This is a genomic window from Cupriavidus gilardii (assembly GCF_017598945.1).
GTDB classification, from domain to species: Bacteria; Pseudomonadota; Gammaproteobacteria; order Burkholderiales; family Burkholderiaceae; genus Cupriavidus; species Cupriavidus gilardii_E.
The window spans coordinates 50765-71933 of sequence record NZ_JAGFTW010000050.1 but is presented as its reverse complement, the minus strand read 5'-3'; the positions used below and the strand labels follow the sequence as shown (position 1 = coordinate 71933).

General features: G+C 65.7%; 17 protein-coding genes. 13 read left to right on the top strand and 4 right to left on the bottom strand.

The window, feature by feature from the left end:
* Positions 1-33: 33 nt before the first annotated feature.
* Entirely contained in the window at positions 34-1692 is a 1659-nt protein-coding gene (gene boxC / locus J5T34_RS18655) for a 2,3-epoxybenzoyl-CoA dihydrolase (RefSeq protein ID WP_208581660.1), read from the bottom strand.
* A gap of 430 nt (positions 1693-2122) precedes the next feature.
* Here boxC and J5T34_RS18650 point away from each other — a divergent pair, with 430 nt between their 5' ends.
* The 10 genes from J5T34_RS18650 (at position 2123) to J5T34_RS18605 (ending at position 15057) form a co-directional block, all read left to right on the top strand.
* The gene (locus J5T34_RS18650) at positions 2123-2617 is read left to right on the top strand and encodes a DUF4863 family protein (RefSeq protein WP_208581658.1); all 495 of its coding nucleotides are present in this window, start codon (positions 2123-2125) and stop codon (positions 2615-2617) included.
* The gene (locus J5T34_RS18645; protein WP_208581656.1) at positions 2614-4182 is read left to right on the top strand and encodes a 3,4-dehydroadipyl-CoA semialdehyde dehydrogenase; all 1569 of its coding nucleotides are present in this window, start codon (positions 2614-2616) and stop codon (positions 4180-4182) included. Before J5T34_RS18650 ends, J5T34_RS18645 begins: the two co-directional genes overlap by 4 nt.
* Positions 4183-4332: 150 nt before the next feature.
* Positions 4333-6069, top strand: coding sequence for a benzoate-CoA ligase family protein (locus J5T34_RS18640; protein WP_244259054.1), 1737 nt, complete (start codon positions 4333-4335; stop codon positions 6067-6069).
* Complete coding sequence (locus tag J5T34_RS18635) at positions 6066-6881, top strand: alpha/beta fold hydrolase (protein ID WP_208581654.1); 816 nt, start codon at positions 6066-6068, stop codon at positions 6879-6881. Before J5T34_RS18640 ends, J5T34_RS18635 begins: the two co-directional genes overlap by 4 nt.
* Positions 6882-6935: 54 nt before the next feature.
* Positions 6936-8288, top strand: a complete 1353-nt coding sequence (locus J5T34_RS18630; protein ID WP_208581652.1) for an MFS transporter — start codon at positions 6936-6938, stop codon at positions 8286-8288.
* Between the two features lie 199 nt (positions 8289-8487).
* Positions 8488-9414 carry a VOC family protein gene (locus tag J5T34_RS18625; RefSeq protein WP_208581650.1) on the top strand — a complete coding sequence of 309 codons (927 nt, stop codon included), beginning with the start codon at positions 8488-8490 and terminating at the stop codon, positions 9412-9414.
* A gap of 122 nt (positions 9415-9536) precedes the next feature.
* The gene (locus tag J5T34_RS18620; protein ID WP_208581647.1) at positions 9537-11003 is read left to right on the top strand and encodes an MFS transporter; all 1467 of its coding nucleotides are present in this window, start codon (positions 9537-9539) and stop codon (positions 11001-11003) included.
* A 465-nt stretch (positions 11004-11468) separates the two neighbouring features.
* Positions 11469-12356 (top strand): LysR family transcriptional regulator, encoded by an 888-nt coding sequence (locus J5T34_RS18615; protein WP_208581645.1) that lies wholly within the window; start codon positions 11469-11471, stop codon positions 12354-12356.
* Between the two features lie 26 nt (positions 12357-12382).
* Complete coding sequence (locus J5T34_RS18610) at positions 12383-13492, top strand: NAD(P)H-dependent flavin oxidoreductase (RefSeq protein ID WP_208581643.1); 1110 nt, start codon at positions 12383-12385, stop codon at positions 13490-13492.
* A 98-nt stretch (positions 13493-13590) separates the two neighbouring features.
* Positions 13591-15057 (top strand): 3-deoxy-D-arabino-heptulosonate 7-phosphate synthase, encoded by a 1467-nt coding sequence (locus J5T34_RS18605; RefSeq protein ID WP_244259053.1) that lies wholly within the window; start codon positions 13591-13593, stop codon positions 15055-15057.
* A gap of 41 nt (positions 15058-15098) precedes the next feature.
* Here J5T34_RS18605 and J5T34_RS18600 read toward each other — a convergent pair whose 3' ends face one another.
* Together J5T34_RS18600 and J5T34_RS18595 are read right to left on the bottom strand one after the other, a co-directional pair.
* Complete coding sequence (locus tag J5T34_RS18600) at positions 15099-16067, bottom strand: tripartite tricarboxylate transporter substrate binding protein (protein ID WP_208581641.1); 969 nt, start codon at positions 16065-16067, stop codon at positions 15099-15101.
* A 25-nt stretch (positions 16068-16092) separates the two neighbouring features.
* A complete protein-coding gene (locus J5T34_RS18595) occupies positions 16093-17274 on the bottom strand; it encodes a pyridoxal-phosphate dependent enzyme (RefSeq protein ID WP_208581763.1) in 1182 nt (393 codons plus the stop codon).
* 101 nt (positions 17275-17375) lie between these two features.
* Between J5T34_RS18595 and J5T34_RS18590 the strand changes: the two genes are divergently transcribed.
* Positions 17376-18305, top strand: coding sequence for a LysR family transcriptional regulator (locus J5T34_RS18590; protein ID WP_208581638.1), 930 nt, complete (start codon positions 17376-17378; stop codon positions 18303-18305).
* On the opposite strand, the gene J5T34_RS18585 is transcribed toward J5T34_RS18590, so the two are convergent.
* On the bottom strand, positions 18283-18687 hold the full coding sequence (locus tag J5T34_RS18585; protein ID WP_208581636.1) for a VOC family protein: 405 nt from the start codon (positions 18685-18687) through the stop codon (positions 18283-18285). The two genes, J5T34_RS18590 and J5T34_RS18585, sit on opposite strands and share 23 nt — an antisense overlap.
* Before the next feature lie 817 nt (positions 18688-19504).
* Between J5T34_RS18585 and J5T34_RS18580 the strand changes: the two genes are divergently transcribed.
* A complete protein-coding gene (locus J5T34_RS18580; RefSeq protein ID WP_208581634.1) occupies positions 19505-20230 on the top strand; it encodes a hypothetical protein in 726 nt (241 codons plus the stop codon).
* Positions 20220-21056 carry a hypothetical protein gene (locus tag J5T34_RS18575; protein WP_208581632.1) on the top strand — a complete coding sequence of 279 codons (837 nt, stop codon included), beginning with the start codon at positions 20220-20222 and terminating at the stop codon, positions 21054-21056. Before J5T34_RS18580 ends, J5T34_RS18575 begins: the two co-directional genes overlap by 11 nt.
* Positions 21057-21169: the final 113 nt, after the last annotated feature.

Sequence of the window (21169 nt, the reverse complement as noted above, 5' to 3'; positions counted from 1 at the left end):
CGTTGTGTCGTTGCCGCGTCGCCGACCTGCGGGTCAGACGCGATTCCAGTCGAATGCCGCCTTGTCGCCCTTGCCGTAGACCTTCAGTGCGCCCTTGTCGCCGACGGCGTTGGGCCGCTGGAAGATCCAGTTCTGCCAGGCGGTCAGCCGGCCGAAGATGCGGGTGAACATGGTTTCCTGGCCGTTGAAGCGCAGGTTCGCCTCCATGCCGGTCAGCGCGTCCGGCGACATCGCCACGCGTTCCTCGATGGCGATGCGCAGCTCGTCGGCCCAGTCGATGTCGTCCGGGTTCGACGTTGCCAGGCCCAGCGCAAAGGCGGCATCCGCATCGAGCGGCTGGCCAGCCTTGGCGCGCACCGCTTCCAGCGCCGGCGCTTCGTCGTAGAAGCGGCGGCCCAGGCGGCTCTGGCCGGTGACCATCGGATAGAGGCCGAAGTTGGTCTCGCCGACGGTGATCTTCGGCGCGCGCGCCTCGTCGTCGGGCAGCGCCAGGTGGTAGATGCGGTCGCAGGCCAGCGCCAGTTCCAGCAGCGAGCCGGCAAAGCAGGTGCCCTCGTCGACCAGCGCGAACAGGCTGCGCGACGACACGTCGAGGCGGCTGAACGTGCGGCGCAGCAGGCCGATCGTTTCGCGCACCAGCCAGTGGTCGCGATGCGCCAGCAGCGTGGCGTCCATCTGCAGCACCGCATCGGCGTCGCCGGTGGTCTTGATCAGCCAGGTGCCGATTTCCAGTTCGTTGGTGCGCATCGACAGGATCGCGTCCTCGAGCTCGCGCGCCAGCTGCAGCGGATACCATGCGGCGCCCGCTTCGGCGATCGCGGCCGGGGTCTCGGGCTGCGGGCCGCGCGGGGCGTCAATGGTGAACGTGGCGGTACGGGCGGCGCGATCGATCTGCACGTCGACATAGCCGTAGCGCAGCGCATCGGCGTCGACGGTGCGCTCCAGCGGCGTCAGCGCGATGCCCTGGGCATCCGCGGGCCGGTCGCTCTGCGCGGCCAGCGCCAGCGCGCGCTCCTGCACCTTCTGCGCGAACACGGCGGGCTTGGCGATCTCGTCGACCAGGCGCCAGTCCTTGGCACGCTGGCCGCGCACGCCTTCGGTCGTGGTGCAGAAGATATCGGCCAGATCGTGACGCACATGGCGCTTGTCGGTGACGCGCGTCAGGCCGCCGGTGCCCGGCAGCACGCCCAGCAGCGGCACTTCGGGCAGGCTGACGGCCGACGAGCGGTCGTCCACCAGCAGGATTTCGTCGCAGGCCAGCGCCAGTTCATAGCCGCCGCCCGCGCAGGCGCCGTTGACCGCGGCCAGGAATTTCAGGCCGCTGTGCTTCGAGGAATCCTCGATGCCGTTGCGCGTCTCGTTGGTGAACTTGCAGAAGTTGACCTTCCACGCGTGGCTGCTGACGCCGAGCATGAAGATGTTGGCACCCGAGCAGAACACCTTCTCCTTGCCGCTGGTGATCACGACGCTGCGCACTTCGGGATGTTCGAAGCGGATGCGGTTCAGCGCGTCGTTCAGCTCGATGTCGACGCCGAGGTCGTAGCTGTTGAGCTTGAGCTTGTAGCCGGGACGCAGTCCGGCGTTCTCGTCGATATCGAGCACCAGCGTGGCGACCGGTCCGTCGAACCGCAGCTTCAGGTGCTTGTATTGGGAGGGGTCGGTCTGGTAGTCGACGCGGGGGACCTGGGTCACGGCATTGTCTCCTGTTCTCTGTGCTGACATCGCTGTCTGTTCAGGTGATGCACCTCGCGCCGCGAAGCACGATAGTGCATGGATTCTGAATCCGATGTCACGCATCATAGTGCAGCATCTTGCGTACCGTCAAGAATTATTGTGCATGTTGAAGGGTGACAGCTTTGCTGCGCTTTACTGCATATAGAGGGTGGCGACGGCGTCATTACATGAGGAAGACCACAAAGCAGTCCCGCCCAATAAGCCCTATACCCCCGTCTGTTCGCCAGGCCGCTCCCCTTCCATGCATCGGTGCATTGGCCGCCACCACTGCAATATAGTTCTTGACACGGTCAGCGTCGACCTCTATGGTTCGCCCATGCACAATAATGCATTAACAGCAGACGTGCAAACCGGTTCGGTTTTCCCCGATTTCACGGAGCGCTTGCCAATGTCCCCCACTCTCCCACCGGCCGCCCAGGCCTTCCGCCAGCAATTGGCGCAACTGACGGCCCGCCTCGCCGGCCGTCCGCTCGACACCGAGCTCGATGCCTGGCTCAACGCCGAATACGGCCCCGATACCGAGTCCTACCGCGCACTGAAAGCCGCCTGCGAAACCGGCGTGGCCGAAGGCTGGCTGTGCGATCGCGAAGGCGCCGGCATCCGTTACGGCCGCATCTTCAAACCCGCCGACGACCTGCATGGCTTTTCGGTCGACGTGGTCGACATGAACGATATCGCCGGTCCGCATCACACCCATCCCAAAGGCGAAATCGATCTGATCATGCCCATCGAGGGCGACGCCCGCTTCGACGGACGGCCTGCCGGCTGGCTGGTGTGTCCGCCCGGCAGCGCCCATCGCCCCACGGTGTCGAACGGCCGCGCGCTGGTCCTTTACCTGCTGCCCGAAGGGCGCATCGAATTCACCCGACAGGAGGCAGCGTGAGCGAATTGCTACCGAGCTATCTGGCCGGCCGCTGGCAGCATGGCAGCGGCAAGGGTACGGCCCTCTTCGACCCCGTGCTGGGCGACGAACTGGCGCGCGTCGATGCCACCGGGCTCGATCTGGCCGAGGGCTTCGCCTTCGCACGCGAGCGAGGCGGCGCCGCGCTGCGGGCACTGACCTATCGCGAACGTGCGCAACTGCTGGGCGCCGTCGTGCAGGTGCTGCAGCAACACCGCGACGCCTATTACGAGATCGCGACCGCCAACAGCGGCACGGTCAAGCGCGATTCCGCCGTCGATATCGACGGCGCGATCTTCACGCTGGGCAGCTATGCCAAGCTGGGCGAGACGCTCGGCGATCGGCGCTACCTGCTCGACGGCGAAGCGGCGCGGCTCGGCAAGGATCCCTTGTTCCAGTCGCAACACGTGCTGGTGCCCACGCGCGGCGTCGCGCTGTGCATCAATGCGTTCAACTTCCCTTCCTGGGGACTGTGGGAGAAGGCCGCGCCGGCACTGCTGTCGGGCGTGCCGGTGATCGTCAAGCCGGCCACGTCCACCGCCTGGCTGACCCACCGCATGGTCCGCGATGTGGTCGAGGCCGGCATCCTGCCGCCGGGCGCGCTGTCGATCGTCTGCGGCAGTTCTGACGGGCTGCTCGATGCGCTGGAGCCGTTCGACGTGGTGTCGTTCACCGGCTCGGCGCAGACCGCCGCGCAGATCCGCTCGCATCCGGCGATCGCGCAGCGCTCGGTGCGCGTCAATATCGAGGCGGACAGCGTCAACTCGGCGCTGCTGTTGCCGCGCGAGGCCGGCGGCAACGATACGCTGCCGCTGCTGGCCTCGGAAGTCGTGCGCGAGATGACCGTCAAGTCGGGACAGAAATGCACGGCGATCCGCCGCGTGCTGGTGCCCGAGTCGCTGTACGACGCCGCCGGGGAAGCCATCGCGACGAAGCTGCGCGAGATCACCGTCGGCAATCCGCGCCATCCCGAGGTACGCATGGGTTCGCTGGTCAGCCGCGTGCAACTGGCCACCGTGAAGGACGGCCTGGCGCAATTGCAGGCACAGACGCAGACCTTGCACGATGGCGCCGGCCAGGCGCTGATCGATGCCGACCCGGCGGTGGCCTGCTGCATCGGTCCGACGCTGCTGGGCACGCGCGATCCCGATGGCAACGCGCTGGTGCATCAGATCGAAGTGTTCGGCCCGGTCGCCACGCTGATGGCCTATCGCGAGCGGCAAGGCGAGGACGGCATCGACGCCGGCCATGCCTTCGAGCTGGCTCGCCGCGGCGAAGGCTCGCTGGTGGCCTCGCTCTATGGCAGCGACCCCGCGGCGCTCGCTGCGGCGGCGCTGCAGCTTGCCGACAGCCACGGCCGCGTTCACGTGATCTCGCCCGATGTCGCGCAACTGCATACCGGCCACGGCAACGTGATGCCGCAATCGCTGCATGGCGGCCCCGGCCGCGCCGGTGGCGGCGAGGAGCTGGGCGGCCTGCGCGCACTGAATTTCTACCATCGCCGCAGCGCCGTGCAGGCGAGCACGGCCGTACTGGACCGACTGTAAGGAGCCGACAGCGGGCCACGCTCGCGCCGCAGACATTGAGCATTCGAAGCATTCGAAGCATTCGAAGCATTCGAAGCATTCGAAGCATTCGAAGCATTCGAAGCATTCGAAGCATTTGCAGCATTCGTAGAACAGATGGGGAGACAACGCATGGCAGCCGCAACGACGACTACCGCGACCACACTGACAGCAACCGCGCCGGGCTCCAGCCCGACGCCGGTGGCAGCACCCACCGCGCCCTTCAACTTCGCCCAGTACCTGCTGGAAGCCAACGCAACACGCGGCGACAAGATCGCCTATATCGACGACCAAGGCACCTTGCGCTACGGCGAGCTGGCCGAGCGCGTGCGCCGGTTCGCCACCGCGCTGCAAACCCTCGGTGTACGTCGCGAGGAACGCGTGCTGCTGCTGATGCACGACTGCAGCGATTGGCCGGTCTGCTTTCTTGGCGCGATCTACGCCGGCATCGTTCCGGTCGCGGTCAACACGCTGCTGACCGCGGACGACTACGCCTACATGCTGCAGCACAGCCGCGCCCGCGCGGCGCTGGTGTCGGCGGCGCTGCTGCCGGTGCTGGAGCAGGCGATGGCGAAGGCGGCGGCGGAAGGCGGCCATGAACTCGACCACGTGATCGTGTCGCGCCCCGAAGACGCCCCGCCCGCCGGCACGATCCCGCTCGATACCCTGATCGCCGACCATGCGCCGCAGGCGGCTGCCGCCGCGACCGGTCCCGACGATCCCGGCTTCTGGCTCTACTCGTCCGGCTCGACCGGCCGGCCCAAGGGCGTGCTGCACAGCCAGGCCAACCCGTACTGGACCGCCGAGCTCTACGCCAAGCCGATTCTGGGCCTGACCGAAGACGACATCTGCTTCTCGGCCGCCAAGCTGTATTTCGCCTACGGGCTGGGCAACGGCCTGACCTTCCCGCTGAGCGTCGGCGCCACCGTGGTGCTGATGGCCGAGCGGCCGACGCCCGAGGCGATCTTCCGGCGCTGGCTCGACCATCGCGCCACGGTCTTCTTCGGCGCGCCGACCGGCTATGCGGGCATGCTGGCCTCGCCCGCGCTGCCCGCGCGCGAACAGGTCGCATTGCGGCTGTGCTCCTCGGCCGGCGAGGCGCTGCCCGCCGAGCTGGGCCAGCGTTTCACCGCGCATTTCGGCTGCGAGATCATCGACGGCATCGGCTCGACCGAGATGCTGCACATCTTTCTGTCGAACCGGCCGGGCCAGGTCCGCTACGGCACCACCGGCTGGCCCGTGCCGGGCTACACCATCGAATTGCGCGACGAGGAAGGCCGGCCGGTGTCCGACGGCGAGGTCGGCGATCTCTATATCCAGGGCCCCAGCTCGGCGCTGATGTATTGGGGCAACCGCGACAAGTCGCGCGAAACCTTCCAGGGCAGCTGGACCAAGAGCGGCGACAAGTACGTGCGCAACCCCGATGGCACCTACTGCTATGCGGGCCGCAGCGACGACATGCTCAAAGTCAGCGGCATCTATGTCTCGCCGTTCGAGGTCGAAGGCACGCTGATGCAGCATCCGGCAGTGCTGGAAGCCGCGGTGATCGGCGTCAACGACGCGCAGGGGCTGACGCGCAGCAAGGCCTTCGTCGTGCTCAAGCCGGGTACGCAATGCGACGAGGCCGAGCTGAAGGCCTTCGTCAAGGAACGGCTGGCGCCGTACAAGTACCCGCGCCTGATCGAGTTCGTCGACGGCCTGCCGAAGACCGCGACCGGCAAGATCCAGCGCTTCCGGCTGCGCGAGCGCGAGCGGGAGCAGCAGCAACACCAGCAGCAACATCCGCAGCCCGGCGAGCCCGACGCCGGCGTCGCCTCGAACGTGCTGCTGTCGCCGGATGGGCAACTGGCACTGGCGGGGCTGCAATGAGCGCACCGGTCGAGTTCGTCGAGATCGAGTGGGCGGGCCGCCCGGTGCGGATCGAATATCAATGGCTGGGCACGGACGGCAAGACGAATCGCGACGCCCCGCTGCTGGTGTTCCTGCACGAGGGCCTGGGTTCGGTGGCGATGTGGCGGGACTTCCCGCAGCGGGTGTGCGAGGCGCTGGATTGCCGCGGACTGGTGTATTCGCGGCCCGGTTATGGACGCTCGACGCCGCGGGCCGCCGACGAGGTGTGGCAGCCCGACTTCATGCACCGCCAGGCGCATGAGGTTCTGCCCGCGCTGCTCGCGGCGCTCCATATCGACACCGAGGCCGACCCGCCCTGGTTGCTGGGGCATAGCGATGGCGGCTCGATCGCGCTGCTGTACGCGGCCCGGTTTCCCTCGCGCGTCGGCGGGACCATCGTGCTGGCGCCGCACATCCTCGTCGAGGACCTGTCGGTCTCCAGCATCGAGAAGGCGCGCGAAGCCTATCTGAACACCGACCTGCGCCAGCGTCTGGCGCGCTATCACGACGATCCGGACTCGGCCTTCTGGGGATGGAATGGCATCTGGCTGCATCCGCCGTTCCGCCACTGGTCGATCGAGGCCGAGATCGCGAGCATCAGCTGCCCGCTGCTGGCGGTGCAGGGGCTCGACGACGAGTACGGCACGCTCGAGCAGATCCGCGGCATCGCGCGCCGCGTGCCGCAGACGCGCCTGCTGGAGCTGCCGGACTGCGGGCATTCGCCGCATCGCGATCAGCCCGATGCGCTGATCGCGGCGATCGTCGATTTCGTCGGCGAAACGGTGCAGTAGGCCAACATCCACGATGACAAGCCGAGCCATCCGAGCTCGGCAAGGAGACAACCGATGCGTCAAATCGACGTCCACCAGCTGGCCGACGAGGCCCGCTTCAACCGCTTTCATGGGCTCGTGCTGTTCTGGTGCGCGCTGATCATCATCTTCGATGGCTACGACCTGGCCGTGGCCGGCATCGCCTTGCCGTCCATCATGCAGTCGATGGGCGTCGATGCGACGCAGGCTGGCTTCATGGTCAGTTCCGCGCTGTTCGGCATGATGTTCGGCGCCATCTTCCTCGGCACCATCGCCGACCGCATTGGCCGGCGCTGGGCCATTGCGATCTGCATCGTGCTGTTCTCGGTGTTCACCGCCGCGGCGGGCTTTACCAGCGATCCGGTGACGTTCAGCGTCACGCGCTTCCTCGCCGGACTTGGCATCGGCGGCGTGATGCCCAACGTCGTCGCGCAGATGACCGAGTACTCGCCGCGCAAGATCCGCGGCACCATGGTCACGCTGATGTTCAGCGGCTACTCGGTCGGCGGTATGCTGGCCGCGGTGGTCGGCAAGGGCCTGATCGAGAGCTACGGCTGGCAGTCGGTGTTCCTCGCCGCCGGATTGCCGGTGCTGCTGATCCCGATGGTGATGAAGTCGCTGCCGGAATCGATGCCCTTCCTGATCCGCTCGGGACGCCTCGACGAGGTCAAGCACGTGTTGAGCCGGCTCGAACCGGCCTACCGGCCGCAAGCCGACGACCGCTTCGCGCTGCCCGAGCTGAAGGCCGGCGAGGCGCCGATCGGCAAGCTGTTCCAGGACGGCCGCGGCTTCAGCACCGTGATGTTCTGGGTCGCGTTCTTCATGTGCCTGTTCATGGTCTATGCGCTGAGCTCGTGGCTGGCCAAGCTGATGGCCAGCGCCGGCTACAGCCTCGGTTCCGCACTGACCTTCGTGCTGGTGCTGAACTTCGGCGCGATGATCGGCGCCGTCGGCGGCGGCTGGCTGGCGGACCGCTTCAATATCAAGCACGTGCTGGTCGGCATGTATGGGCTGGCCGCGGTCTCGATCACGCTGCTCGGCTATCCGGTGCCGACGCCGGTGCTGTTCGTGCTGGTCGGCCTGGCCGGTGCCTCGACCATCGGCACGCAGATCGTGACCTACGCCTATGCGGGGCAGTTCTATCCGATGGCGGCGCGCGGCACCGGCATCGGCTGGGCCTCGGGCGTGGGCCGCAGCGGCGCCATCCTCGCGCCGATCGTGATCGGCATGCTGGTCGGCATGGCGCTGCCGCTGCAGCAGAACTTCGTCGCCATCGCGATTCCGGCCGTGATTGCCGCGCTCGCGGTTTCGATGATCGACCACCGGCGTTCGGCCTCGGCCAGCCATCAGACGACGCTCGGCGCCCCGGCTCCCGCAGTGCAAAAGTAGCGCGGCCGCGGTCCTTTTCCTTCCCTCAGCGAAGCGGCCCAGTCCGCTGACGCCCTGATCCCCAAGGCAATCCAGCCTTGGGGATTTTTTTGTCCACTTTGTCGATGGCGTGCGGGCGACTACTCTGGAGTTTTATCGCGAAACGGCGGCCGATCTGGCGCCGTTTTCCTTTCGACATGCCTGAAAAGGAGCCCGGCACATGACCCAGCCTGTCACCCCGCCTGTCACCCTGATCCCGCACCTGTGGTACGACCGCGAGGCAGTGGAAGCCGCGCGCTTCTACGTATCCGTATTTCCGGACTCGGCCGTCGATTTCGTCGGACAGGTCCGCAATACGCCCTCCGGGGACTGCGATATCGTCCGGTTCACGCTGTGGGGCCAGCCATTCATGGCGATCTCGGCGGGACCGTTGTTCCGTTTCAATCCATCGATCTCGTTCTTCGTCTACTTCGACCCGGGCCGCGATCCGCAGGCGCGGGAACGGCTCGATGCCATGTGGGACAAGCTTGTCGACGGTGGCCAGGCGTTGATGCCGCTCGACGCCTATCCCTTCAGCGCGCGCTTTGGCTGGGTGCAGGACCGCTACGGCCTGTCGTGGCAATTGATGCTGACCGATACCTCGGGCGAATCCCGGCCGCCGATCGTGCCGGCGCTGATGTTCACCGGCCAGGCCTGCGGCAAGGCGGAGGCGGCGGGCACGTTCTGGCGTGAAGTCTTTCCCGGCTCGCAAGCAGGGCAGCTGGTCCGTTATGGAGCGGGCATGGAACCGAATCCGGAGGGAACGGTGATGTTCTCCGACTTCCGCCTCGGCAATACCTGGATGGCCGCGATGGACAGCGGATTCCCGCACGGTTTCGCCTTCAATGAAGCCATCTCGTTCCTCGTGCAGTGCGAGGATCAGGCGACCATCGACCGCTACTGGTCGAAGCTGTCCGCGGTACCGGAAGGCGAGGCGTGCGGCTGGTGCAAGGATCGATTCGGCGTCTCGTGGCAGATCGTGCCGGCAGACATGGAGGCGCTGATGCGGTCCGGCGATCAGGCCGGCATCGACCGGCTGGTCCAGGCCATGCTGCCGATGAAGAAGCTCGATGTCGCGGCGCTGCGGGCGGCTTTCGAGGGGAAGTAGGCAGGAATTTCCGCGCCCTTAAAGATATAACAATAAGTCATTTGGATCAGTGATCGTGCTGGCGTAGCATTCGCCGCGCCGCCGCCGTCCGGGCGCGCGGTGCATGCTCCCATCACGATCCCATGTCCGTCGACCTGACCCTCTCCTCCGCGCAAGCGCACCAGGCGCCCGCCACCGCCGCCTCATCCAACAAGGCCGTCATCCGCTCCGCCGCCGATGTCTCGCAACTGGTCAACCAGGGCGGTGCCCAGGCCAGCAATGCGCGCATGGTGGTCGCGATCGCGCTGGGCGGCGTGTTCCTCGACGCCTACGATCTCGGTGCGCTGGCATTCGGCCTGAAGGATGTCACCCGCGAATTCAATCTGACGCCGGCCGGCACGGGCATGGTCGCGTCGGCGATTACTTTCGGCGCGATCGTCGGCGCCTTCCTCGGCGGCTATTTCACCGACCGCATCGGCCGCTATCGCGTCTTCATGGCCGACATGCTGTTCTTCGTCGTGGCGGCCATTGCCTGTGCGCTGGCGCCGAACGAATACGTGCTCGCGGGCGCCCGCTTCGTGATGGGCCTGGGCGTCGGCATCGACCTGCCGGTGGCGATGGCCTTCCTCGCCGAGTTTTCCAGGCTGCAGGGCCGCGGCAACAAGGCCTCGCGCGTGGCGATGTGGTGCCCGACCTGGTATGCGGCGATCTGCGTGTCCTATCTGCTGGTGCTGCTGTGCTACGCGGTCCTGCCGGAGTCGCACAGCGGCCTGCTCTGGCGCATCATCCTCGGCTTCGGTGCGGTGCCGGCGCTGGTCATCATCGCGGTGCGCAGCAAGTACATGAGCGAATCGCCGGTGTGGGCCGCCAACCAGGGCGACCTCGAAGGGGCGGCGCGGATCCTGAAGCGGTCCTACGGTATCGACGCGGTGGTCGCGCCCGATGCGGTGGCCAAGCCCGCCAAGCGCGCGGCCTCGTGGGGCAACTACGCGGTGCTGCTGCAGGGCGTGTATCGCAGCCGCACGGTGCTGGCGACGATCATGTCGATCGCCTCGTCGTTCGCCTATAACGCAGTGGCGTTCGGCCTGCCGGTGATCATCGCCAGCTTCCTCGCGCAGACCATGCTGAACACCATCCTGATCTCGCTGGCGCTGAACCTGCTGTTCGCCTTCGTCGGCGGACTGATCGGCGTGCGGCTGGTGCCGCGCGTCGGTGCGTGGAAGCTGACGGTGGTGGGCTACGCCTTCCAGCTGGCCGCGCTGGTCGGCCTGGCGCTGGTCGGCAAGCCGGACGGCGTCAGCGAGGTCGTCGCCGCCATTGCGCTGCTCGCCGTGTTCCTGCTGGGCCAGGGCTTCGGCCCCGGCGCGCATACGATGACCTATGCCTCGCTGAGCTATCCAACCTCGCTGCGCGGCGTCGGCGTGGGCTTCAACCAGACGCTGATGCGCGCCAGCTCCACGCTGTCGCTGTTCCTGTTCCCGGTGCTGGCCGCCGCGCTGAGCACCAAGGTATTCTGGGTCATCGCGCTGGCCCCGCTGGCCGGCCTGCTGGCGCTGCTGGCGATCCGCTGGGAGCCGGCGAATTACGATGTGGATGCGGAGGATTTTTGATTGGGGCGTGAGGTTGCGCGCTTCGCGCGCCTGCCCTCTCCCCCACCCCTCTCCCGCAAGCGGGAGAGGGGAGAAAACCGCCAGCGGCTGCATTGCGATTGCGCTTCCTTCGGGAAGCGCTTTTCGTTTTGGCGCTTGCCGTTGGGGCTTGCCGTTGGGGCTTGCGATTGGGGCTTGCCGTTGAGGCTTGCCGTTGGGGCTTGCGATTGGGGCTTGCCATCGGGGCTTGCGATTGACGCTTGCCATTGGCGCGCTGTGCTGCACCCCCGAGGGGAAGCGCTCTGTGTTCTCCCTCTCCCCCTCAGGGGGAGAGGGCTGGGGAGAGGGGGTGGTCTTGACTCTCTACGCCACGCAAAGCCCCTACGTCCTCCAACCACCTCCTTGACTTCCCGTTCTCGATACAGGATATTTAATCCACCCTCATTCTGAAATTGAGAACGACGCGAAGCATCGCGCCGGACACCGATGGAACTGGCCGAACTCGAAATCTTCCGCGCAGTGGCGCAAGAGCAAAGCGTCACGCGAGCCGCCCGCACGCTGGACCGCGTGCAATCGAACGTCACCACGCGCATCAAGCAGCTCGAGGACAGCCTGGGCGTGACGCTGTTCCAGCGCGACAGCAAGCGCATGACGCTGACCGCCGAAGGGCAAAAGCTGCTTGGCTATGCGGAGCGATTGCTGGCGCTGGCCGAGGAAGCGCGGCAAGCGATGCGGCATGACGTTCCCACCGGCAAGCTGCGACTGGGCACCATGGAGAGCGCCGCGGCCGCCCGCCTGCCCAAACCGCTGGCCCGCTATCACGCCAACTATCCACTGGTCGACGTCGAGATCCGCACCGGCACCGCGCAGGCGCTGGCCGATGCGGTGGCATCGCATCAGCTCGACTGCGCGATCGTCGCGCATCCGGGCATCGGCTCGCCGCGACAGCTGTCGATGGAAGACATGGCGCCGGGCCTCGAAGGGGCGTTTCTGTTCACCGAGGAACTGGTGCTGGTGCTGCCGGCCGGCCATCCGCGCGTACGCCGGCCCCAGGACGTCACGCTGCGCACGCTGGCCGGCTTCTCGCGCGGCTGCACCTATCGCCGCTGCGCGGAGGAGTGGCTGGCCGAGGCCGACGAGACGCTGCGCCGCAATCTGACCGTGCGCGAAATGCCGTCCTATCACGCGATCCTCGCCTGCGTCAGCGCGGGCTCGGCGTTTGCCATCCTGCCCAAATCGCTGCTCGCCTTGCATCGAGACAGCGCCGACTTCCATACCGTGCCGGTGCGTTCCGCGCATACCTTTCTGGTCAAGCGCGCCGGCTTCACCACCGCCGCCTGCGAAGCATTGCTGCACGAGCTGCGCCAGGGCTGAGCGGCCCGATCCCGAAGGAGCAACCCATGACCCCCACTTCCGCTGCAAACGGGCTGCTGGCCCGGCTTGGCATGTCGACGCCGATCATCCAGGCCCCGATGGCAGGCGTCAGCACGCCGGCGCTCGCCGCGGCCGTCTCCAACGCCGGCGGCCTCGGGTCGCTCGGCGTCGGCGCGATGAACGCCGATGCCGCACGCCAGACCATCCGCGACACGCGCGCGCTGACCGACCGACCATTCAACATCAACCTGTTCTGCCATCCGCCCGCCAAGGCCGATGCGCAACGCGAGCGCGGCTGGCTCGACTATCTGGCGCCGCGCTTTGCCGAGTTCGGCGCGACGCCGCCGACCGCGCTGCGCGAGATCTATCTGAGCTTCGTCGCCGACGACGCGATGTACGAGATGCTGCTGCAGGAAAGGCCGGCGGTCGTCAGCTTCCACTTCGGATTGCCGGCACAGGCCAGGATCGACGCCCTACGCGAGGCCGGCATCGTGCTGCTGGCATCGGCGACGACGATCGCCGAAGCGCGCCAGGTCGAAGCGGCCGGCATCGATGCTGTGGTCGCGCAAGGCGTCGAGGCCGGCGGCCATCGCGGCATGTTCGATACGCAGGGTGTCGACGAAGGTTTGGGCACGATGGCGCTGGTCCGGCTGCTGGTGCGCCACACCCGGCTGCCGGTGATCGCCGCGGGCGGCATCATGGATGGCGCCGGCATCGCCGCTGCGCTGGCTCTCGGCGCGCAGGCTGCGCAGCTGGGCACGGCCTTCGTAGCGTGCCCCGAGACAATGGCCGACGCCCCGTATCGCGACGCGCTGCTGGCGGGAGCGCTAGCCCGCCCCACCACGCTGACGCGCGCCATCTCCGGACGCCCCGCGCGCGGTTTCGTCAATCGCCTCACCGAACTGGGCGTCGCGCCCGATGCGCCGCCGATCCCCGATTACCCGATCACCTATGACGCCGGCAAGGCGCTGCATGCCGCGGCCAAGGCGGCCGGCAGCGCGGAATTCGCCGCGCAGTGGGCGGGTCAGGCGGCACCGTTGGCGCGGTCGCTGCCCGCGGCGGAATTGGTGGCGACGCTGAAGACGGAACTGGACGAGGTACTCGGACGCCTCGGCGCCATGGCGCGCGCGGGCTGACGAGGGCACCGAGGGCAACGAGGGCTTGGCAGCCGCCCCTGGGGACCGCACGGCATCGCGGCATGTTGGGGCATCGTCGTCATTGCTACCATTGCTCCATGTCACTGCCGCTGCCGCTACCGCCATCGCTCGCCTTGCTCGATGAGACGCTGCGCGCCGTCGCCCGTCGGTATCGCTTGCCGGCGATCGGCGCCGTCTCGGAACACATTGGAGAGGCCAATCCGGCGACTGCCCTCGCGGTGGCCATCGAGCAGGCTCGCATGGCCTTGGCAAACGGCGAAGTTCCCGGCGCCGCGCTGAAGCATCTGTTCATCGAATCGCTCGCTCGGATGGTGCGGGAAGCGATGCGCGCGGATGCCGGCGACCCGGTGTTTCAGGCGATGGTGCTTCGGCATCGGGTGGCGCATGTGCGAGAGTACGCGTCGCTGTCCGCTCGCGCGGAGCAGGACCGCAGGATGGTCCTGTCGGCCGTCAATGCGGTGGCGCATCCGAACAAGCAGCAGCGAATCGCTCCCGGTGCGCAGCGTGAGGAAATGGCCCGGCTCCACGCGTCCGCGTCCGCTTCGTCGTGGGCGGCGCTGCACGATACCGTTCGACGCCTGCTTGCCATGCCGGCGATCTCGGATGGAACGCCCAACGCGACGTCCATCCAGCGCGCACTGACGCCACTGCTCGACAGTCCTGCATTGGAACGCTTGCGACGTCTCGAAGCGCTGAGCTCGGATGCGCTGGTCCGCCAGTATCGATCGCTGTGGGAACGACATGGTCCGCGCTCGGGAACGGCTACCGCCACGGCGCACGGCGTTTCGTCGCGGCAGCGTGGGGCCGCCGTTGAAGCGTTGGCCGCGCAGGCGCTTCGCGCGTTGGCGCAACGACTCAACGAGCGTGAGGGAGCGTCGGCGCCCTACCGCGTCGTCACGTCGATGCGTGTGCCGGCATCGCTGCCGGCCAGCCATGAGCGCGCCAAGACCGAATGGGATGCGGTCTTGCTGAGGCGGGCCACGCGGGACGATAAATCGGACGATCGAGTGGCCCATGAAGCGGCCGATGAAGCGGACGACGAAACGCCTGTCTGGGACGTCTGCCTGCTGGTGGAAGCGAAGGCCTCCGCGGACGCGGTCACGACCGACCTCCCCCGGCTGCTGCGTGGATTGCGCTTGCTGGCCCATGCCGAGGAACACGTCATCTATGCATTCCAGACGGAGCAAGAGACGGTACGCCTGCGCGGTGCCTCGTTGCGCGCGCTGCCGACCGACGAAGCGGGTCTCGCCAGCCGGGTTCTGTATTGCACCGATGCCCCCGCCGAATCGAATCCACGTCTGCTCGGTGCGGCCGCGCGGATGCAGCTGTTGTCTGCACCGGCCAGCCTCGAGTTCGCGAGCGAGCTGGCCGAGAAGCAGGATGCGGATCCACGAAAACTCGAGCCCGTCTGGCATCCATTACTTGAATCGCGGCAGTGGGCCGCTGTGCTGAACCAATACCGGACGCTGCAGCGAGGCCGGGAATTGATGGTCCATACGGACGACCTGCTGTCCGCGATCTGCGATGTGGGCCAAGGTTCTTGAATCGCGCATTCACGCCTCGATGCGGATATCCGCGCCGGCTTCTATTCCGGCTGGATGCCCGCCTGCTTGACCACCGTCGCCCAACGATCGACCTCGCCGCGCAGCCTGTCACCGAGTTGCGCGGACGACGAGGCCTTCAGGTCGATGCCCTGGCTGTCCAGCCGTGCCTTGGTCTGCGGGTTCGCCAGCGCCACGCGCACCTCGTCCCCCAGCCGGGTTACCACGGCTGACGGCGTGCGGGCCGGCGCCACCAGCGCCCACCACTGGCTGATCTGCAGCGACGGCAGTTTCGCCTCCGCGGCCGTCGGCACATTGGGCAGCGCGGGAATGCGGGCAGGCCCGGTGACCATCAGCGCCGTGATCTTGCCCGCGCCAAGCAGGCTGCTGCCGCTGACCAGCGTCGCGAAATGGCCGGCGACCAGTTGGCTCGACACATCGGTCAGCGCAGGCGCGGAGCCGCGGTAGGGAACCGCATCGATCGGGATGGCGGCCTGCGCCTCCAGCATCTTCGCCGCCAGATGGCTGATCGTGCCGTTGCCGCTCGTCGCCAGTTGCAGCGGCGCGCCCTGCTTGCGCGCATCGGCCAGGAACCGCTGTGCCTCGCCCGGACGATAACGCGCGCTATCGGCGAACAGCACCAGCGGCGATTCGCCGAGCAGCGAGACCGGCGTGAAGTCGCGCAGCACATCGTAGGGCATCTGCCGAAACACCGACGGCGCCACGGTATGGGCCAGCTCGATAACACCCAGCGTGTAGCCGTCCGGCGCGGCCTTGGCCACGGCTTCGGCGCCGATACGGCCCGAGGCCCCTGCCCGGTTCTCCACGACCACGGGCTGACCCATCGACTCGCTCATCCGCTGCGCCACGGCGCGCGCCAGCGCATCGGTACTGCCGCCCGCGGCCCAGGGCACCACGATGCGAATCGGCTTGTCGGGATAGGCGGCATGTGCCGTCGGCACATGGGCGGTGAAGCAGAAGGACAGTGCAGCGATCAGATAGCGCAGCTTCATGGGAAGACTCCAGCCTGTGTAAGCGTCAGCCTTGCGCGGGGTCGCGATCGCCCCGTGCGGTCAACATCAGAAGAACCGATTGCGATGCATCGATGCGCCCGTCGGCGCGGAGCATTTGCGCCGCGGCCAGCCCTGCTCCCGCGCACAACTCGACCCAGAATCCCGCTGCCGCAAGCCTGGCGGTGCCGGCGCGGGCGGCATCATCGCCAACGACCACGGCCCCACCGCCCGAGCGCGTCACCGCCTGAACCTGCTGGGCGGTCACCGTCGAGCCCGCGGTGGAAAACTGCTGCGTGGCACCAGGGAAATCCGCCTGCTGCGGCTCGCCGGCCAGCACGCGCGACAGCCGTGGAAACGGCTCGACCGCCCATAGCTTCGGCATGCGGGCCAGCCGCCCTGCCGCCACCAGATCGCGCAGCGCGCTGTAGATGCCCCACAGCAGATCGCCTCGCGCGGTCGGGACGATGACGTGGTCCGGCTCGCATCCCTGATGCACCCATTCGAACGCGGCCGCGCGATAGCCTTCCACGCCGAACACCGGACTACCCACCGCCGGAATGCTGTAGTTCGTCAAGGCAAAGGCACCGTCGTGCTGCACGCGGCGGCGCACATGCTCCCATCGCGCATGCCCGGTTTCGGAGATGATGCGGTGCGCCCCGTAGTAGCGCAGCGCCGCATCGAATATCGCCGGCAGATCCCGGTAAGTCGCCACTTCGCACGCCAGACCCGCCGCCGCGCAATAGGCCGCGGCGGAGACCGCCGCGTTGCCGCTGGAGGCGAGCACCACCTCGCTCGCGCCGATCGCCAGCGCTCGGCTCACGGCCTGCGCCGACATGCGGTCCTTGTGCGAACCGGTCGGGTTCGCCCCTTCGTTCTTGATCCATAGCGAGGAGACGCCCGCCGCCTCCGCAAGCGCTGGCACCGGCAGACAAGGTGTATCGCCCTCGCCCAGCGTCACGCCGTCCAGATACGGCAGACAGTGCCCCCAGCGATAACCTGTGCTTTTTGGTGCAAAATCGAACGCTCGCGCGTCGTAGACGGCTTCGATACTGCTGGGCTGACCTCGACTGTGACAGGCGGGGCAGCCCTCCGGCAGGTCGGAAACGGGATAGATCGCCTCGCAGGTAATGCATTGCAGGGCGTGTAGTGACGGATTGAGGGTCGGTTTGCGGCTCTGAACCGGCTTCGATGAATGGTCGAGAGGCATGGGGATAGACAGCGATTGCATGAGACGAAGTCTAAGGCCCGGCATGCGTTTGCGACGACAGCCATCGTGCGTCTTTAATAAGACGAACTTATAGGGTCATCATGAAAGAGGCAGTGAGAGAGGTAGCCGAACCCTCCATCAGCGCACGACAGATCGAGGTCTTCCGCATGGTCATGCGCCTCGGCTCCGCACGCCGCGCCGCCGAGGCGCTGCACATCAGTCAACCGGCGGTGACCCAGATCGTCCTGCAACTGGAAAAGATCGCACAGCTGCGACTGTTCGACCGCAGCAAGGGCCGCATGGTCCCGACCGCCGAGGCGACCGCGTTGATGGACGAAGTCGAGCGCGTCTATATCGGCCTCGACGCCGTCCAGCGCAAGATCGACCTGCTTCGCCAGCACGAGGACACGGTCTTGCGCGTCGGCGCACTGCACGCAATGGCCGCCAGCGTGATGCCGATGGCGGTCGCCAGCTTCTCGCACAACTACCCGCGCAGCCATTGCAGACTCGAGGTCGACAGCTCGCGGGCACTACGCGAACGTCTCCTTCAGCGCGAGCTAGACCTGGCGTTCATGGGCGATGAGGTCGACACCAGCGGCCTGACGGCCTCCGAGTTCTACGCCGTACCCGCCGTCTGCATCGTGCCGGCGACGCACCCATTCGCGGCGCGAGCCCGCGTCAGCGTCACCGACCTGGCCGACGCCCCGCTGATCGGCCTAGACGCCGCGGATCCGGCTCAACGGCAACTGGAAGCCGCGTTCGCCGAACACCATATCGCGCCACGATTCGTAGCGACGACGCCGTATAGCCATACGCAATGCGCGCTGGTGTTGGCGGGTGCGGGGCTTGCGATTACCAATCCGTTGGTGGCCCGAATGTATTTGGCGCTGGGGCTCCGGAGTGTTCCGTTCGCGGGAGTAGTTCGATTTCGGGCGATTCTGGCGTTTCATCCCGGGCGGGGCCAGTCATCGGCGGCGCAGCATTTCGTCAGCCTTTGCCGGCAGGGGGTTAGGGATTTGGTGCAGCGGTAGGGTCAGCTTCGGCTTCGGGCTTGTGGCAGACGACTTCAATGTTGTGGCCGTCGGGGCCGATGACGAAGGCGGCGTAGTAGTTGGGGTGGTAGTGCGGGCGTAGACCGGGGGCGCCGTTGTCTTTGGCGCCGGCCTGGAGCGCTGCGCGGTAGAAGGCGTCTACCTGCTGGCGGGTTTCGGCTTTGAAGGCTAGGTGGAGGTGGGCGGGTTTTTCGTTGGTTTGGAAGAGGCAGAGGGAGGGCTTGCCTGGGGGGCAGATTTCGATGCCGTACGATGGAGCGCCCTCCGAGGCTACCGTTACGCCGAGCGGTTCTAATGCTTTGAGGAAGAAGGCCTTACTCGCGGCATAGTCGGTGACGCCGAATTTTAGGTGGTCGAACATGGGGTCTCCAAGAGGTGGCGGGCGTACGTGCTGACCTATGGTGTCGTCGACGCATTGAGGTGAGTTGCGACTGTGCTAGCGACCCCAGGAGCCGCTGAACGAATGGCGAAATACCCCCCCAAAGTGGGGTTGGATGCATCGCAGCAAAACATAGATAGTCGCTCTCCTAGTCAGCCGCATTTCTTGGCACGGAACGCTGTACCTCAGTGCACCGCCACGGGCACCACAGATTGGCAAAATGAGCCGGTGAGCCGAGCCGGGCATGAAGAAAAAAACGGGAGAAGTCATGCGGGCCATCGCGGTCATTGGCATAGCGCTAGCATGCAAGTCCGTGCATGCTGAACGTTACGCCTTGATGCCTCGACTTACTTTTTCGCACGATCTTAGCGGTTGCCAGTTCTTCTACGGAACGCCGGCGCCTTGGAAGAATGGGATCCTCGGCATGCGGGTATTCCAGACCTGCAATAGCCGGCTAGCGGCGAAAGAATTGCTGGGCGACTTCAGCTATACCTCAAAAATCGATTGGTTCCTTCTACGGTGCTCTGAGAATGCGGTGGCCTGGAATGGGTCGCTCCGGTTCGAAAGACAATTTTGGGAGGGATCGGCCACCGAGGACAAAAATGCTGGTGCCTACGATTTTCATGTCCCCAACCCCCTCCTGTACCAAGACATATTCCGCCGGGCTTGCGACGCTGGCGTAAGGGGCGCTCCAGCACCTTAGATTGAACGCTGCCGAAAGCATGGAGTCGGCCGCACCAACGCAGAAGCGCTCGTATTTAGCGCTGCCACAGGACGTATAACAAGAGCACGACTGACAATGAAGCTTCGAGTAGGCACGCTTGTTCCCAACACCGAAACTCCGGTGGGTGAGGGCTTGAACGGTGCAACGAGGGCCGTTATTCGCATTGATGGAATTTCGCACGGGGCGGTCATTAAGCGTATCCCCTTCCCCGCCGTATTAGCTGAGTGTTTCTGTGGGATCCTGCTCCGCCTGTGGGAGTTGCCTACGCCAGAGCCGGTTTTAATATTTGACAATGGGCAGGTGCTTTTCGCTAGCATGGACGCCGGTTATCCCAACTTAAAGAAGCGTCTTAACTGGAGCGACAGTCTGCCGGAATCACAAAAGCAAGTTCTAATAGGCATTTGTGCGCGCATAGTGTGCAACTGGTCCGATCTTCCACGGGCACTTGCGGCCGATGAGGCAATTTCCAACGCTGATCGAAACCTGGGCAATTTTCTGTGGGACGGCACCGATCATGCCTACATTGATCATGAGCGTACACTAGGGCTCTTTCCACATCTTGATAACAAGATCGCCCAGCTTGCCATCATCGCCCAAAAGCAGGATCACATCGAACGCGCCGGTATTGCTGCGGCTCTCACATTGGACCGCGGCGCGCCCACAAGGGTAGTCGGAGACGGCCTTGATTTCTCTACCTTTGTGGCGCACGTCGAGCGACAATTAGGTGTACTGGCTAATCTGGTGCTGTTGCGATTCCCCAAGCCAGCGGATCTCCTATCTGGACTTCAGAATGACCAGTGAAACCTTACTACCAAACGTCTACTGGCGACCGGTGTTCTGGGAGCCGGTCACCGGGACCGGAGAACGACTAATGGTGGGAGCGCTGGTCGAATGGGATGGCCATATTTCATGGCATCGACTCGTTCGATCTGATGTGCTGGACTGTTTGTATGGTAAAGCGTCCTCCGGGGTAAAGACTCTGCTCGACACTGGCCTAGAGGCCCTATGTGCGGTCGGTGCCCAAGGAGCATTGCAGAACGAGATGCCGTCCTTGTTAGGCTTGGAGCCGGGTCCGCTTCGGCACACCCATGCAAACAATGTCGTTGATGCATTGCGCACGGCTGCCCTTCTCTACTCTAGTCTTTCGAACATCGACAAACTCGACCAAATGGAAGAGATCGATGCCCCAAGCCAGGAGGAAGGTAACCGCCGATTTACGACGGATGTGAAAGAGCGAGTTATCACAAATCGACCAGAGCTGAGCCAGTACTTCGGGCGATCTGCCGTCCTAATCGAAGGAGGCGAGCAAACCAAGTTCGGGTACGTTAGCCCTCGATCCATAATTCATTTCGGCGTACTATCTCCAGTGCGGCAGCCCGCCGGATTGCGGGACGCAAGAGCTCGGCTGTGGGAGCTGCGACGAGCTCAGGAATATTCGGGCATCCCCTTCGCGGGATTGATCTTTGGCGTTCCGAGCGATGACGATCCAACCTTATCGAGTCGCCAGATTGACGCAATGCGTCGCAATCTCAGAGAGATTGAGCAGGAGGCTGACACATATCAAATGCGGTTCTTCGCCGTAACGTCAGCGCAAGCCGGCGCTGATAAGCTGCTGGAACACGCCTAGCAAAGGCCCGTTCCTTCTGCGGGCTATTTTAAGCCCTACCGCATCCCCACGCTGCTGCTGCCTCGCCGAAGCTGCCCTGCTAAACAGCTTGGCAGGTAACCAGTAATAGGGCA

What these genes read in the sequence shown, in the direction of transcription:
- J5T34_RS18650 (WP_208581658.1), top strand. Translation starts at nt 2,123, where the DNA reads ATGTCCCCCACTCTCCCACCGGCCGCCCAGGCCTTCCGCCAGCAATTG.
- J5T34_RS18640 (WP_244259054.1), top strand. Translation starts at nt 4,333, where the DNA reads ATGGCAGCCGCAACGACGACTACCGCGACCACACTGACAGCAACCGCG.
- J5T34_RS18635 (WP_208581654.1), top strand. Translation starts at nt 6,066, where the DNA reads ATGAGCGCACCGGTCGAGTTCGTCGAGATCGAGTGGGCGGGCCGCCCG.
- J5T34_RS18630 (WP_208581652.1), top strand. Translation starts at nt 6,936, where the DNA reads ATGCGTCAAATCGACGTCCACCAGCTGGCCGACGAGGCCCGCTTCAAC.
- J5T34_RS18625 (WP_208581650.1), top strand. Translation starts at nt 8,488, where the DNA reads ATGACCCAGCCTGTCACCCCGCCTGTCACCCTGATCCCGCACCTGTGG.
- J5T34_RS18620 (WP_208581647.1), top strand. Translation starts at nt 9,537, where the DNA reads ATGTCCGTCGACCTGACCCTCTCCTCCGCGCAAGCGCACCAGGCGCCC.
- J5T34_RS18615 (WP_208581645.1), top strand. Translation starts at nt 11,469, where the DNA reads ATGGAACTGGCCGAACTCGAAATCTTCCGCGCAGTGGCGCAAGAGCAA.
- J5T34_RS18610 (WP_208581643.1), top strand. Translation starts at nt 12,383, where the DNA reads ATGACCCCCACTTCCGCTGCAAACGGGCTGCTGGCCCGGCTTGGCATG.
- J5T34_RS18605 (WP_244259053.1), top strand. Translation starts at nt 13,591, where the DNA reads ATGTCACTGCCGCTGCCGCTACCGCCATCGCTCGCCTTGCTCGATGAG.
- J5T34_RS18600 (WP_208581641.1), bottom strand. Translation starts at nt 16,067, where the DNA reads ATGAAGCTGCGCTATCTGATCGCTGCACTGTCCTTCTGCTTCACCGCC.
- J5T34_RS18595 (WP_208581763.1), bottom strand. Translation starts at nt 17,274, where the DNA reads ATGCCTCTCGACCATTCATCGAAGCCGGTTCAGAGCCGCAAACCGACC.
- J5T34_RS18590 (WP_208581638.1), top strand. Translation starts at nt 17,376, where the DNA reads ATGAAAGAGGCAGTGAGAGAGGTAGCCGAACCCTCCATCAGCGCACGA.
- J5T34_RS18585 (WP_208581636.1), bottom strand. Translation starts at nt 18,687, where the DNA reads ATGTTCGACCACCTAAAATTCGGCGTCACCGACTATGCCGCGAGTAAG.
- J5T34_RS18580 (WP_208581634.1), top strand. Translation starts at nt 19,505, where the DNA reads ATGAAGCTTCGAGTAGGCACGCTTGTTCCCAACACCGAAACTCCGGTG.
- J5T34_RS18575 (WP_208581632.1), top strand. Translation starts at nt 20,220, where the DNA reads ATGACCAGTGAAACCTTACTACCAAACGTCTACTGGCGACCGGTGTTC.